The 12,034-nt window shown below is 60.5% G+C and carries 14 protein-coding genes and 1 riboswitch; of the genes, 8 read left to right on the forward strand and 6 right to left on the reverse strand.

Features of this window, described 5'->3' with window-relative positions; all coding sequences use genetic code 11:
• The first annotated feature begins 82 nt into the window (after positions 1 to 82).
• The 4 genes from V8689_RS18865 (at position 83) to V8689_RS18880 (ending at position 4,215) form a co-directional block, all read left to right on the forward strand.
• Entirely contained in the window at positions 83 to 1,012 is a 930-nt protein-coding gene (locus V8689_RS18865; RefSeq protein ID WP_056785841.1) for a DNA/RNA non-specific endonuclease, read from the forward strand.
• Between the two features lie 122 nt (positions 1,013 to 1,134).
• Positions 1,135 to 1,327: riboswitch (cobalamin riboswitch) on the forward strand.
• Positions 1,328 to 1,442: 115 nt separating this feature from the next.
• Positions 1,443 to 2,453, forward strand: coding sequence for an ABC transporter substrate-binding protein (locus V8689_RS18870; RefSeq protein ID WP_047711417.1), 1,011 nt, complete (start codon positions 1,443 to 1,445; stop codon positions 2,451 to 2,453).
• The gene (locus V8689_RS18875) at positions 2,450 to 3,454 is read left to right on the forward strand and encodes a FecCD family ABC transporter permease (protein ID WP_056785844.1); all 1,005 of its coding nucleotides are present in this window, start codon (positions 2,450 to 2,452) and stop codon (positions 3,452 to 3,454) included. The genes V8689_RS18870 and V8689_RS18875 overlap by 4 nt, the downstream gene beginning before the upstream one ends.
• Positions 3,451 to 4,215 carry an ABC transporter ATP-binding protein gene (locus V8689_RS18880; RefSeq protein ID WP_032896123.1) on the forward strand — a complete coding sequence of 255 codons (765 nt, stop codon included), beginning with the start codon at positions 3,451 to 3,453 and terminating at the stop codon, positions 4,213 to 4,215. Before V8689_RS18875 ends, V8689_RS18880 begins: the two co-directional genes overlap by 4 nt.
• Positions 4,216 to 4,343: 128 nt before the next feature.
• On the opposite strand, the gene V8689_RS18885 is transcribed toward V8689_RS18880, so the two are convergent.
• The 3 genes from V8689_RS18885 to tspO are packed head-to-tail and all read right to left on the reverse strand — an operon-like array spanning position 4,344 to position 6,194.
• Positions 4,344 to 4,835, reverse strand: a complete 492-nt coding sequence (locus V8689_RS18885; RefSeq protein ID WP_056785847.1) for a GNAT family N-acetyltransferase — start codon at positions 4,833 to 4,835, stop codon at positions 4,344 to 4,346.
• Positions 4,825 to 5,754 (reverse strand): alpha/beta hydrolase, encoded by a 930-nt coding sequence (locus tag V8689_RS18890; RefSeq protein ID WP_056785849.1) that lies wholly within the window; start codon positions 5,752 to 5,754, stop codon positions 4,825 to 4,827. Before V8689_RS18890 ends, V8689_RS18885 begins: the two co-directional genes overlap by 11 nt.
• Positions 5,754 to 6,194, reverse strand: a complete 441-nt coding sequence (tspO, locus tag V8689_RS18895; protein WP_032896119.1) for a tryptophan-rich sensory protein TspO — start codon at positions 6,192 to 6,194, stop codon at positions 5,754 to 5,756. Before tspO ends, V8689_RS18890 begins: the two co-directional genes overlap by 1 nt.
• Positions 6,195 to 6,385: 191 nt before the next feature.
• Between tspO and chrA the strand changes: the two genes are divergently transcribed.
• Positions 6,386 to 7,582 carry a chromate efflux transporter gene (gene chrA, locus V8689_RS18900; protein ID WP_056785852.1) on the forward strand — a complete coding sequence of 399 codons (1,197 nt, stop codon included), beginning with the start codon at positions 6,386 to 6,388 and terminating at the stop codon, positions 7,580 to 7,582.
• A gap of 90 nt (positions 7,583 to 7,672) precedes the next feature.
• Here chrA and V8689_RS18905 read toward each other — a convergent pair whose 3' ends face one another.
• Entirely contained in the window at positions 7,673 to 8,239 is a 567-nt protein-coding gene (locus V8689_RS18905; RefSeq protein ID WP_056785855.1) for a nucleotidyltransferase family protein, read from the reverse strand.
• Between the two features lie 427 nt (positions 8,240 to 8,666).
• On the opposite strand from V8689_RS18905, the gene V8689_RS18910 reads away from it, so the two are divergent.
• Complete coding sequence (locus V8689_RS18910; RefSeq protein WP_056785858.1) at positions 8,667 to 8,900, forward strand: DUF6124 family protein; 234 nt, start codon at positions 8,667 to 8,669, stop codon at positions 8,898 to 8,900.
• A 146-nt stretch (positions 8,901 to 9,046) separates the two neighbouring features.
• Complete coding sequence (locus tag V8689_RS18915; protein ID WP_081089314.1) at positions 9,047 to 9,454, forward strand: GFA family protein; 408 nt, start codon at positions 9,047 to 9,049, stop codon at positions 9,452 to 9,454.
• On the opposite strand, the gene V8689_RS18920 is transcribed toward V8689_RS18915, so the two are convergent.
• The gene (locus V8689_RS18920; RefSeq protein ID WP_056785859.1) at positions 9,427 to 9,873 is read right to left on the reverse strand and encodes a GNAT family N-acetyltransferase; all 447 of its coding nucleotides are present in this window, start codon (positions 9,871 to 9,873) and stop codon (positions 9,427 to 9,429) included. The genes V8689_RS18915 and V8689_RS18920 overlap by 28 nt on opposite strands.
• A 443-nt stretch (positions 9,874 to 10,316) precedes the next feature.
• Here V8689_RS18920 and V8689_RS18925 point away from each other — a divergent pair, with 443 nt between their 5' ends.
• Complete coding sequence (locus V8689_RS18925; protein WP_056785863.1) at positions 10,317 to 10,547, forward strand: DUF6124 family protein; 231 nt, start codon at positions 10,317 to 10,319, stop codon at positions 10,545 to 10,547.
• A gap of 490 nt (positions 10,548 to 11,037) precedes the next feature.
• Here V8689_RS18925 and V8689_RS18930 read toward each other — a convergent pair whose 3' ends face one another.
• Positions 11,038 to 11,955, reverse strand: coding sequence for a hypothetical protein (locus V8689_RS18930; RefSeq protein WP_223816950.1), 918 nt, complete (start codon positions 11,953 to 11,955; stop codon positions 11,038 to 11,040).
• Positions 11,956 to 12,034: the final 79 nt, after the last annotated feature.

A 12,034-nucleotide genomic window follows, 5' to 3' on the forward strand; every position in this document is an offset into this window, starting at 1 on the left:
GCCCTGGGATCGCCACCCGGGCCAAATTGTCATGAGTTTGTGTTTCAGTGGTGTTTATCCGAGGCCCATAAGGAACATGCCCATGCCCGCCCGCACAGTCAAAATCGATCTGTCGCACCGCCCCAGGCTTGCCGACCTGCGACCGTTGATCGCGCCCAGCCCCACCCTGCTGGAAGCCAGAGCCACGACGCCGCGTGTCACAGCGGCCAAGGACCTCAAAAACCGCGTTGGCTACGCCGACGATTTCCTCAGCGACTTCGTGGTGCCATGGCCCACGGTTGGCGAGCCACTGGCGGGCGACGTGCAACCCAAGCGTCTGGACTACACGCATTTCTCCATCACCATGTCGCGCTCTCGACGACTGGCGCTGTACGTGGGGGTAAATATCGACGGCGCCAAGCATGTGGACATCGTGCGCAGCAACGACACCTGGGCCTACGATGGCCGCCTGCCCACCGACGCCCAGGTCGGTGAAGACCTGTACGCCGGCAACGGCCTGGACCGCGGCCACCTGGTGCGCCGCCAGGACCCCAACTGGGGCGACGACGCGAACACGGCCAACCTCGACACCTTCCACTTCACCAACTGCTCGCCGCAGATGAGCGGCTTCAACCAGAAGACCTGGCTGGAACTCGAGGACTATATCCTCGACAACACCCAGCGCTGGAAAGCCCGGGCCACGGTGTTCAGCGGCCCGGTGTTCAGCGACAACGACCGCGTGTATCGCGGGGTAAAAATCCCCCAGGCATTCTGGAAAGTGGTGGCCTACCTCAGCGATGACGGCAAACCGTCTGCCAGCGCCTACATGATTGACCAGCGCCGCGAGCTGGACCAATTGGACCTGGTGTTCGGCCAGCTCAGAACCTACCAGCGCAGTGTGATCGCGATCGAGCAATTGACCGGCATTCGCTTCGGCCAACTGGCTGACTACGACGGCTTCAGCAACGAAGAGCGCGCCACCGGCACGCGCATCGAGGCCCTGATCCGCGGCCCCCAAGACATTCGACTCTAACCAGTGCCCCCTGTAGGAGCGAGCTTGCTCGCGAAGACCGTCAACGATAACGCAGGGGCGCCTGATGCCCCGCGGTGTTCTCAAGTTCTTCGCGAGCAAGCTCGCTCCTACAGGGCTTGATCGCTTACCATACCGGCGCCGGTTCCCACGTGGGACTAATAGGGAATTCGAAACGCCGCCCAGGCGCCAATCGAAACTGCCCCCGCAACTGTAGGTGCTGAGCCTGCCCCTGAATGCCACTGGACCTCGTCCGGGAAGGCTGGGGCTTGGCGATGACGCATCAGTCAGGAGACCTGCCGGCCCAGCAACATCACTAACCGGCGGGGTGTCCGGGAAGGACATCCTGGCCCTGCGCACCTGTAGCGCCCCAGGGCGTATTTCCGAGCCGTAACTCCCCAGCTGCACCCATGGCTCACTCGGAGATCGCCCCATGCTGCCACGTGTTACCGCCCTGCTCGCAGGCCTGAGTGCCTGCGCCCTGGCACACGCCGCGCCAAGCCACTACCCACTGACCGTGGAAAACTGCGGTAGCAGCCTGACCTTCCAACAAGCGCCCGCTCGCAGCGTGAGCATCGGCCAGGCCGCCACCGAGATGCTTTATGCCTTGGGCGTGGGCGATAAAGTGGTAGGCACGTCGCTGTGGTTCAACAACGTGTTGCCACAGTACAAAGCACAGAACGACCGCATCGAGCGGCTGGCCAACAACGAGCCGAGCTTTGAAGCAGTGATCGCCAAGCGCCCGCAACTGGTGGCCGCCGAACTGGAATGGGTGGTGGGCCCGCAAGGCGTGGTCGGCACCCGTGAGCAATTCCATGAGTTGAAGATCCCCACCTACGTGCTGCCGTCCGATTGCGAGGCCAAGGACAACCTGGTCGGCGCCGACGGCACGCGGTTGCAGCCGTTTCGCATCGAGACGATTTACCAGAGCATCCACCAACTGGCGCAGATTTTTGACGTGCAGGCGCGCGGCCAACAATTGAACGATCAGCTCAAGGCGCGCCTGGCCGCATCCATCGCCACCGCCCAGGGCAAAGGCTTGAAGCAGGCCAGCGCACTGGTGTGGTTCTCCAGTGCCGAGATGGCCAGCGACCCTTATGTGGCCGGCCATAAAGGCGTGCCGCAATTCATGCTGCACACCCTGGGCCTGCACAACGTGGTGCAGTCCGATGAAGAATGGCCCGCCGTTGGCTGGGAAACCATCGCCAAGGCCAACCCCACCTTCCTGGTGATTGCACGCATGGACCGTCGCCGCTACCCCGCCGACGACCACGAGAAGAAACTCGCCTTCCTGCGCAGCGACCCCGTCACCCGCAACATGGACGCGGTGAAACACAACCGCATCATCATCCTCGACGCCCTGGCACTGCAGGCCAGCCTGCGCACGTTCGACGGCCTGGAACAACTCGCTACGGCCATCGACGGCTACGACCTGGGCCAATGATGCGCACCCTCCTTGCCCTCGCCCTGCTGTTGCTCGCCCTGCTCGCTGGCGTGGCCATCGGCGAAACCGCCATCGAACCGCAGGTGGTGTTGCAGGTGCTGGCCAATAAACTCTGGGCCGCCGGCTATGCGCTGGACCCGATCGATGAAGGCGTGGTGTGGAACTACCGCCTGACCCGCACCCTGGTGGCAGCAGCCTGCGGTGCCGGGCTGGCGACCTGCGGGGTGATCCTGCAATCGTTGCTGCGCAACCCGCTGGCAGACCCGTACCTGTTGGGTATCAGCGCCGGCGCCTCCACCGGGGCCGTGCTCGTCGTGCTGATCGGTGTGGGCGGCGGGCTGGTGTCGTTGTCGGCAGGGGCGTTTGTCGGCGCCATGGCCGCGTTTGCGCTGGTGATTCTGCTCGCCCGCGCCAGCGGATCGTCCAGCGGCACCGGGCAGATCATCCTCGCGGGCATCGCCGGCTCGCAATTGTTCAATGCCCTGACTGCGTTCCTCATCACCAAGTCGGCCAGCTCCGAGCAAGCCCGCGGCATTATGTTCTGGCTGCTGGGCAACCTCAGCGGCGTGCGCTGGCCGTCGGTGTGGTTGGCGGTGCCGGTGGCGGCGCTAGGGCTGGCGGTGTGCCTGTGGCATCGTCGCGCACTGGATGCGTTCACCTTTGGCAGCGACTCGGCGGCCTCCCTGGGCATCCCGGTGCGCCGCGTGCAATTTGTGCTGATGGCCTGTGCGGCGTTGGTCACGGCGGTGATGGTGTCCATCGTCGGCTCCATTGGTTTTGTCGGGCTGGTGATTCCCCACGCTGCGCGCCTGTTGCTCGGCACTGGGCACTCGCGCCTGCTGCCCGCCAGTGCCTTGGGCGGCGCGCTGTTTCTGATCGCTGCGGACGTGCTGTCACGCACCCTGATCAAGGGCCAAGTGATTCCCGTTGGGGTGGTCACGGCGCTGGTAGGCGCGCCGGTATTTGCGTTGATTTTGATTGGCCGGAGGAACGCCCGATGAGCGTGCTCAGTTGCAGCGGCCTGGGTTTCAAGGTGCGTGAGGCCCAGTTGCTGCACGGTATCGACCTGGACGTGCAGGCGGGCGAAACCTTGGGCATCGTAGGGCCGAACGGTTCGGGCAAGTCCACCCTGCTCAAACTGCTCGCCGGCTTGCGCCCGCCGGCCAGCGGCGAAGTTCGCCTGGGTGGCAAGCGGCTCGGTGAGTTGTCGCGCCGCACCATCGCGCAACAGCTGGCGGTGGTGGAACAACAGGCCGATACCGATGACGCCATCCGCGTGTTCGACGCCGTGGCGCTGGGCCGCACGCCGTGGCTGTCGGCGCTGAGCCCGTGGTCGCGTGAAGACGACGCCATCGTGCACCAGGCGCTGCACGACGTAGACGCCACCCACCTGAGCCAACGCGCCTGGCGCAGCCTCTCCGGCGGCGAACGCCAACGCGTACACATCGCTCGCGCCCTGGCGCAACGGCCCCAGATTCTATTGCTGGACGAGCCGACCAATCACCTGGATATCCAGCATCAACTGGCGATTTTAAAAGGCGTGCAAGGCTTGCCGGTGACCACTTTGATTGCGCTGCACGACCTGAACCAGGCACTCACCTGTGACCGCCTGGCCGTGCTGGATCGCGGGCGGCTGGTGGCGCTGGGTACGCCACTGGAGGTGCTGACGCCACAGCGTTTACAGGAGACATTCGGGGTGCAGGGGCATTACCTGACGGACCCGTTCGACGGCGCACACATCCTGCGCCTGCGCTCCAACTGAACCCCCGAAATCAACCACCTACCCTGGCTCTTTTGTAGGAGCGAGCTTGCTCGCGAAAAACCCACAGGCGCCGCGTTCATCCAGGAAATACGCGTTATCGTTGACGTTTTTCGCGAGCGAGCTCGCTCCTACAGAAGTCGGTGCATATGGGTTGTGTGCCAGACAGGGTCTGCCTCGACATCTACCACCTCGAAGCCCTGCCGCCGCCAGAAATCAATCGCACCCGGCAGAAACGGATGGGTGTGCAGGTAAACCACTGCCACACCCGCCTCCCGCGCCAGCGCCTCCAATGAGCGGTATAACCGGCCCGCCAGGCCCAAGCGACGGAACGCCGGGCGCACATACAGGCGCACCACTTCCACTGTCTTGCTACCCTGATAGTCCAACTGGGGAAAGCGACCGTCATAAGGCCGATACCCCACCGCGGCTACGATTTGGCCGTCGGCGCGGGCAATCAAAAACTGCCCGCCACCCTGAAGGTAAACGGCTTCGAACTGCGCCAGATCATGGGGGGTTCCGGTTGTGCTGAGCGTTGGAAACAGCTCATCGCGAGCCTGCAAAGCGAAGCTCAGCACCTCGGGAATATCAGCGGCTTTTACCGCCCGAATGCTAACGCCCATTGCCAAGGATTCGACCTGTTATCCACTGGCGGCTGTACACCAACACCCTGTCGGCCATCGCCACCGGAAAATGAATAAAGCCATGGGCCGCCTCCGGCAGCAGATGCGCCTCAACGCCCGCCCATCGCTCGGCGATCAGCAGGGTGTCATCCTTGAGCGGGTCCAACTCGCCCACAAACATCAGCGCAGGTGGCAACCCTTCAAAGTCCCCATACAAGGGCGACAACAGCGGCTGCTGGCGCGCTTCGTCGCTGAGCCCCGGCGTCAGCAGGCGCAGCGCGTCGACCATGCCTGGCCCGTCCAGCAGCAAGGTGTCCGGCCCAGCCGTGCGCACGCTCGGTGTGCCGGTCAAGTCGTAGACGCCGTAATACAGCACCGCCCCGCTCACCCGTTGCAGCAACTCGGGCCATTGCTTGAGCGCCAACAAAGTGGCCGCCGCCAAATGCCCGCCGGCCGACTCACCGACAAAAATCACCGGCAAGCCGGCAAACTCCGGGCAGTCGGCCAACAGCCAACGCGCCGCCACCAGGCAATCATCCAGCAGCCCCTCAATCGGTGTATCGACCGCCAGCCGGTAATCCACCGACACCACCGCGACGTCACAGGCGTTGACCATGCCGAGGTTCAGGTCGTCATCCATTTGCGCATTGCCGATCACCCAGCCACCGCCGTGGATATCCAACACCACGCCTTTGGGCTTGCCGCTGGGGCGCAGGATGCGCACGGGCACCGTGCCTACCTTTTTCAGCTCCACCACAGGCGCCTTTTTGAACGTCTGGCTGGCGCGCAGCAGTGCCTGGATCAGGCGCGGCGTGACGCGGTTGCGGATCTTGAACCGCGGCGTCCACGCCAGTTTCTGATTGAAGCGGCGCATCTGTGCCAGTTCGGGCTCGCTGGCGGGCCAATGCTGGTAGGCCATCAGCGGTTATTACGCAGGATCGAGAAGTTCAACGCCGCGGCCACGCACAGCCACACCAGGTACGGGAACAGGATCAGGCCGGTAATCAGGTCCAGGCGCACGGCCAGCAGCACCATCGCTGCTACGGTCAGCCACAGCAGCACGATAATCACCATCCCTGCGAGCAACCGATGGGCACCGAAAAATACCGGCGTCCACAGCGTGTTCAACGCAATCTGCGCTGCCCACAGGGCCAACACCATTTCGCTGCCAGGGATCAGGGTCAAGCGGTAACCGGCCCAGGCCAGCAGCAGGTAGATGATCGTCCAGGCCACTGGGAACAGCCAATTGGGTGGCGTGAAACTGGGCTTGACCAGGGATTCGTACCAGGCGCCCGGTTTGAAGATCACCCCGGTACTGGCGGCAGCGGCGCAGGCGAGCAGGAAGATGAAGAAAGTCATGGTCGGTCCTTGAGGTCGAGTGGGTGGAAAACAACGCTCTGCTTTCAGTGACTCAAACTACCGCCCATAAATTCAATGTGGGGCGCAAAAATGACATGCGGGCAGCCTCTTCTACGCGTCATAAAAAATGGTTAAGGTTCTGAAAACCTATCGATCTGCGCTGGATTGAACAGCTCGCCCCGAGGCATCCCTTGCCCCCTATCGCCGATCACCGTAGCAGCCCCTGGTCAGTATTTCTGATCTTCCTGCGCCTGGGCCTCACCTCCTTTGGCGGCCCGATCGCGCACCTGGGTTATTTTCGCGAAGCGTTCGTCATTCGGCGCCAGTGGCTGAGCGAGCGCAGCTACGCCGAACTGGTTGCCCTGTGCCAATTCCTGCCCGGCCCGGCCAGCAGCCAGGTCGGCATCGCGCTGGGCCTTTCACGGGCGGGTTATGGCGGCGCCGTGGCGGCCTGGGCCGGGTTCACCTTGCCGTCGGCCATCGCCCTGATCCTGTTTGCCCTGGGGCTGGCCCACTACGGCAGCGCCCTGCCCAACGGCGCGCTGCATGGCCTCAAAGTTGTCGCCGTGGCCGTGGTGGCCCAAGCCGTGTGGGGCATGGCGCGCAACCTGTGCCGAGGCGCCTTGCGGGTGGCGTTGATGTTGATTGCCGCAGGCGTGGTGCTGCTGGCCCCCTCCGCCTGGGCTCAAGTCGGGGTCATGATCGCCGCAGGCGTGGCCGGCCTGCTGTTGTTCAAGCCCGAGACCCGTGCCGAACCCGACGCCCTGCCCATCGCCATCAGCCGCCGTGCTGGCGCCTTGTGGTTGATGCTGTTTGTGCTGTTGCTGATGGGCTTGCCGATCCTCGCCGGCTGGGTGTCCAACCCCACGTTGGCACTGGTAGACGCCTTCTACCGCACCGGCTCACTGGTATTCGGCGGCGGCCACGTGGTGTTGCCATTGCTGCAAGCCGAAGTAGTGCCCAGCCAATGGGTGAGCAACGACGTGTTCCTGGCCGGCTACGGCGCCACCCAAGCCGTGCCCGGCCCGCTGTTCACCTTCGCCGCGTTCCTTGGCGCCTCCATGAGCCACGCCCCGAGCGGTTGGCTTGGCGGCGTGATCGCCCTGCTGGCGATCTTCGCACCGTCGTTTCTGCTGATCTTTGGCGCGCTGCCCTTCTGGGCCAGCCTGCGCAAAAGCCCACGCACCCAGGCGGCGCTGGCCGGCGTCAATGCGGCGGTGGTCGGCCTGCTGTTGGCAGCGCTGTATCGGCCGGTCTGGACCAGCGCGATCTTCAACGGCTACGACCTCGCACTGGCGTTGCTGGCACTGGTGGCGTTGATGGTGTGGAAACTGCCGCCATGGCTGGTAGTAATAAGTTGCGGCCTACTCGGCACGGCACTTCTGTAGGAGCGAGCTTGCTCGCGAAAAACTTACAGGCGCCGCGTTTAATCTGAAGGCACGCGTTATCGTTGACGTTTTTCGCGAGCAAGCTCGCTCCTACAGTATTGGGGCTACAATCTTGAGCCACGGCCAGCGCGCCTGATAACTCCTGGCCTTGTGCAAAAACAGCTCCGGCTCCGGATGCAAAGGGTTGATCCGCAACACCCCCTGCTCCACATCCTCCAAGCCATAAGGCGCATACACCTCGCCCGAGGCAATCTCCAGCGCAATGCACGTGCCCGCCACCAGGTACCGATCAACGCCCTGCCTGGCCGTATGCAACTGCGGATAGGGCCGGCCAAACCGCTGCCCATACCAAAGGTGTACCCGCGCCTGATTCCTGACCTCCACGTTCACGCCCAGGTCCTGGAATAACGCCTGCGCCCGACGAATCACCGCATCCTCCGCCTCGTAGGACACATCTTCATTAAAGTAGAAAACGTCGTAGTCCTTCACGCCCTGAGCCGCCGGCAGATTCGCCTGATGATTCCACACCGCCTGGAACAGGCAGCCCGCCGTGAGCATGCACTGCTGCACGCCAAGCTCCGGCAGGCGCGCGGTGATTTGCGCATTGATAGGGTTGTCCATGGCCAATTCAAGCAAGGTGTCGACCGTCAATGTCATGTTCAATCCTCCATCGTCAGCGCCAACCATAACACCGGAATATGGCACTTCTGTAGGAGCGAGCTTGCTCGCGAAAACCCCAAACGATCACGCAGCGCCTGAAGGCAAAATCCGATTCCCCCGCCGCACCTTGCTCCATTGCCTACGCCTGCGTCAGAATCCGCCGGCTTGTGCGCTGGGGTGGCCGTCTCTAAGGTGGCTCGGTCGCTGAATTGTTCAGTGATTCGGGTTTAGTAGCCTGAATTTGGGTATCTATAAGTGCATGAGCGTCACCAATCAGACAGTGCGTCTGTGCTTGATGGTGGCTGTGCGTAGGGCGTCTTCGGGCGCGCCGGCTTTAGATATCCACCGGTCTACTAACCTGCGTACAGCTGCCACCCACTGTTTAGTAGCGGAAAGGTGGTGGCATCACTCAGGATGTCTACTCATGTCGAAAGCAGATTCAAGTGCCCTCTTCAACGTTACCCCCAACGCCAGCAACGAAAGCCTCATCACCAACAGCTACGAAACCTTCACCAGCGTCAGCACCCTCCTGCTCGACCTGTCCGAAGACCTCAACGGCAAACACCGCGACATCGCCCTCGCCATCCACCAACTGAGCGAACTGGGCGTACTCCTCACCGCCAGACTCCTGGACCGCGAAGCGCCCTGCCCTGGCTAATGATTAGCCCTTCAACTTGCTACCCCGATAAACCGCCGCGTCGTCGTGACCCACCTACAGCGACTCGGCGGTTGGGTTTGATGGGTAGGTCGACTGACTAGAGCGGGACGGTTACGCTGACGTTTTTCGCATGACGGGAAAAGCGAATGACAACGGTGTATCAGGGAAGCTGCTTATGCGCAGCCGTCACTTACGAGCTATCCGCCACGCCCAAGTCGGTGAGCCACTGCCATTGCCGCCAGTGCCGCAAAAGTCACGGGGCAGCATTCGCTTCTTACGGCAGTGTTCCCCGCAACGCACTACGCCTACTTTCCGGCGCCAACAGCATCAAAACCTATGCATCCTCAGAGGCGGTGTTGCGCGAATTTTGCACACACTGTGGCTCGACATTGTTCTGGTCACGGTCTCAATGGGAATTCGCCGACTGGGTGTCGATAGCGCTGGGCACGCTCGATACGCCCTTCATAGCTGCAAAGCAAAAACACGTTCATCTCGACTCCGCAGTCCACTGGTGCAGCTACCCGCCTCAGAAACCGCCAAGCTGCATAATATGAGTCGCCTGAGCCTCATCTGTTCGCGTGAAGCCACAGCGCTCATAAAAGGCGCTTCCTTCAGCCGTATCCGTAAAAAGACGCACGACCTGAAACCTGAGAGCGGCACGTTCAACAAGCGCCTTTACCAGCGCCTGCCCGACGTGTTGCCCCCTTGCCGAAGCTGCGACGTACACCCGTCGCAGTCTGGCCACATTATTGTCAGCATAGGGATCAACTGAAAGACCGCCGATGCCTATCAGTTGCTGATTCAAATAGGCCGCCATCAGACACTCGCCGGGTGCATCAAAGCGGTTTGCTCCAGATTGCCATTCGTTAATCAGACGCGTGAGGAACCTGAAACCCTCCCCAACGGCTTCCTTTTCCAGCGCCTGTATCTGGCGCGGAAGGTGTGTGATCCGTTGAACCTCATATCGTGTCATCCATCCCAGCCCCCAATATGAAACGCGTTCAATGCTAACAATTTCGTTTGAGGTGATGAACACTCCTGTAGGAGCGAGCTTGCTCGCGAAAACCCCAAACGATCACGCAGCGCCTGAAGGCAAAATCCGATTCCCCTGCCACACCTTGCTCCATTGCCTACGCCTGCGTCAGAATCCGCCGGCTTGTGCGCTGGAGTGGCCGTCTCTAAGGTGGCTTGGTCGCTGAATTGTTCAGTGATCGGGTTTAGTAGCCCACCTTAGACCTAACAAGTGCACACGCTTCATCCATCAGACGCTCCCGTCTGTGCTTGATGGTGGCTGTGCGTAGGGCGTCCTCGGACGCGCCGGTTTTGTTAGGTTCCACCGGTCTACTAACCTGCGTACAGCTACCGCCCTTATTGTTTAGTAGCGATGGGGAAGTGGCCCAAGCAAGGAACTTAACCATGGTTAACGATTCAACCACCCTCTTCACCGTCGCACCCAACACCAGCAACGAAACCCTCATCACCAACAGCTACGAAACCTTCACCAGCGTCAGCACCCTACTGCTCGACCTGTCTGAAGACCTCAACGGCAAACACCGCGACATCGCCCTCGCCATCCACCAACTGAGCGAACTGGGTGTACTCCTCACCGCCAGACTGCTGGACCGCGAAGCGCCCTGCCCTGGCTGATGATTAGCTCTTCAGCTCGTTAGGTCGATAACCCGTCGCGTCGTTGTAAGCCACATACAACGACTCGGCGATTTGGCTTGATGGGCGTGTGATGGGTGGGTTGGATGACGACAGCAACGTCTGCTCTCGATCAGAAGCGGCCCTTAAAAAGGGCCGAAATAGGCTAGGTGTGGGCGTTGGAAAATTCGAGAAAACCGAAACCGTCCCCTAATACGTTCACCCTCAAATGCTGGCCCGGTTAACTACACCTACATCAACCTGGCGCACGCTGACCTCTACCTATTCAGCAGGTCTTGAACGCCCGACCTAGCAAGGGCAGCACGCTCGGCGAAGGTACTTGGCATTTCCACCGAGTTGCGGGTTCTCCAGATGTATAGAAGGAAAACTACCGCCGACGATCTGCTACCTAATAACGCAAGCATGTAGTCCACGCGCGGCATTTCCAGTAGTCAGATGCCCAGATTCGAGTAGTGAGCACTGCGTGCAGCCGTTAGCTCCACACGCTAGGTAGCGAGAGAGGCTCTTTGTGTGGCGCGCTATACCTAGGGTCAAACACACATACTTGGTCACCGCTAAAATCAGGGTAAGCAATCGTGATGAGGTCAGCGACATTAACCGCTTCAGAGAGGGACTCTGCTAGATCAGATAGGTATACAGTACGTCTCTCCCGAACTTCATGCCAATGGGTCATACCGCCGCCAATATAAAGGTAGACCCCAGCTTCAGCTGCAATGTTTCTGAGGTCTCGCAGAGCTTCAGCATGATTTCGTGTGTCAGTGATCAGGTGATAGTTCTCAACCACCACACTAGTGCCGGCGACCTGTGTGTTGATCAGCTTCAGCAGTTCTCCAAGACCGATAGGTCCGTTCCGCCATTTCAGCCTGGCTTCAGAATCAGGAAAAAACGGTGGCTCGCCATCGATGACCTCATCTGCGATTCCTTCGTGACCTTCCAGGAGATTCACGGCACTCGTCAATCTTGGCCAATCATCGTCCTCAAAAGCTACTTGATCGACAGTGCTGAACTCTATTTTCCCAACCAACGCTAGCAGTTGCCTCAGTAGTACAGCTGGATTGTGGTTGGCCACAACAAGGACCGACATTCTTTCTTGAGACTGACTGAGGGAACTATTGCTCATGACCGTCCGAGCAATCAGCCAAGCAAGGATTTCGCGCCTTAAAGCGACGGCGCGAGATGCCACAATTGCAAGCCCAGGAAATTCGATTTCCGGATATTCAACTCTGCATCTTTTATTAGTAGAGGGATCATTGAAAAGTGCATCAACCCTTTCAATCTCTAATACCATTAAACATTCAAACTGCTTGCTTGGCATAAACAACCTTATATACATAAATTCATAATATTGCATAGCCAGACGATTGAGACTTACCCAAATCGCGCCAACCAAGTATCTACTCCGATAGCGATAACCGCTTTTGGTCAGAAGCGATGACTCATAAATATTTGCTCACACACCTATGATTTCG

Origin of the sequence: Pseudomonas sp. AK181 (assembly GCF_051122975.1) — a bacterium.
In the GTDB taxonomy this organism is placed as follows: domain Bacteria; phylum Pseudomonadota; class Gammaproteobacteria; order Pseudomonadales; family Pseudomonadaceae; genus Aquipseudomonas; species Aquipseudomonas lactis.

Bases quoted from the DNA above. Each gene is read 5' to 3' on its own strand.
- V8689_RS18865 (WP_056785841.1), top strand. From the start codon at position 83: ATGCCCGCCCGCACAGTCAAAATCGATCTGTCGCACCGCCCCAGGCTT.
- V8689_RS18870 (WP_047711417.1), top strand. From the start codon at position 1,443: ATGCTGCCACGTGTTACCGCCCTGCTCGCAGGCCTGAGTGCCTGCGCC.
- V8689_RS18875 (WP_056785844.1), top strand. From the start codon at position 2,450: ATGATGCGCACCCTCCTTGCCCTCGCCCTGCTGTTGCTCGCCCTGCTC.
- V8689_RS18880 (WP_032896123.1), top strand. From the start codon at position 3,451: ATGAGCGTGCTCAGTTGCAGCGGCCTGGGTTTCAAGGTGCGTGAGGCC.
- V8689_RS18885 (WP_056785847.1), bottom strand. From the start codon at position 4,835: ATGGGCGTTAGCATTCGGGCGGTAAAAGCCGCTGATATTCCCGAGGTG.
- V8689_RS18890 (WP_056785849.1), bottom strand. From the start codon at position 5,754: ATGGCCTACCAGCATTGGCCCGCCAGCGAGCCCGAACTGGCACAGATG.
- tspO (WP_032896119.1), bottom strand. From the start codon at position 6,194: ATGACTTTCTTCATCTTCCTGCTCGCCTGCGCCGCTGCCGCCAGTACC.
- V8689_RS18905 (WP_056785855.1), bottom strand. From the start codon at position 8,239: ATGACATTGACGGTCGACACCTTGCTTGAATTGGCCATGGACAACCCT.
- V8689_RS18910 (WP_056785858.1), top strand. From the start codon at position 8,667: ATGTCGAAAGCAGATTCAAGTGCCCTCTTCAACGTTACCCCCAACGCC.
- V8689_RS18915 (WP_081089314.1), top strand. From the start codon at position 9,047: ATGACAACGGTGTATCAGGGAAGCTGCTTATGCGCAGCCGTCACTTAC.
- V8689_RS18920 (WP_056785859.1), bottom strand. From the start codon at position 9,873: ATGACACGATATGAGGTTCAACGGATCACACACCTTCCGCGCCAGATA.
- V8689_RS18925 (WP_056785863.1), top strand. From the start codon at position 10,317: ATGGTTAACGATTCAACCACCCTCTTCACCGTCGCACCCAACACCAGC.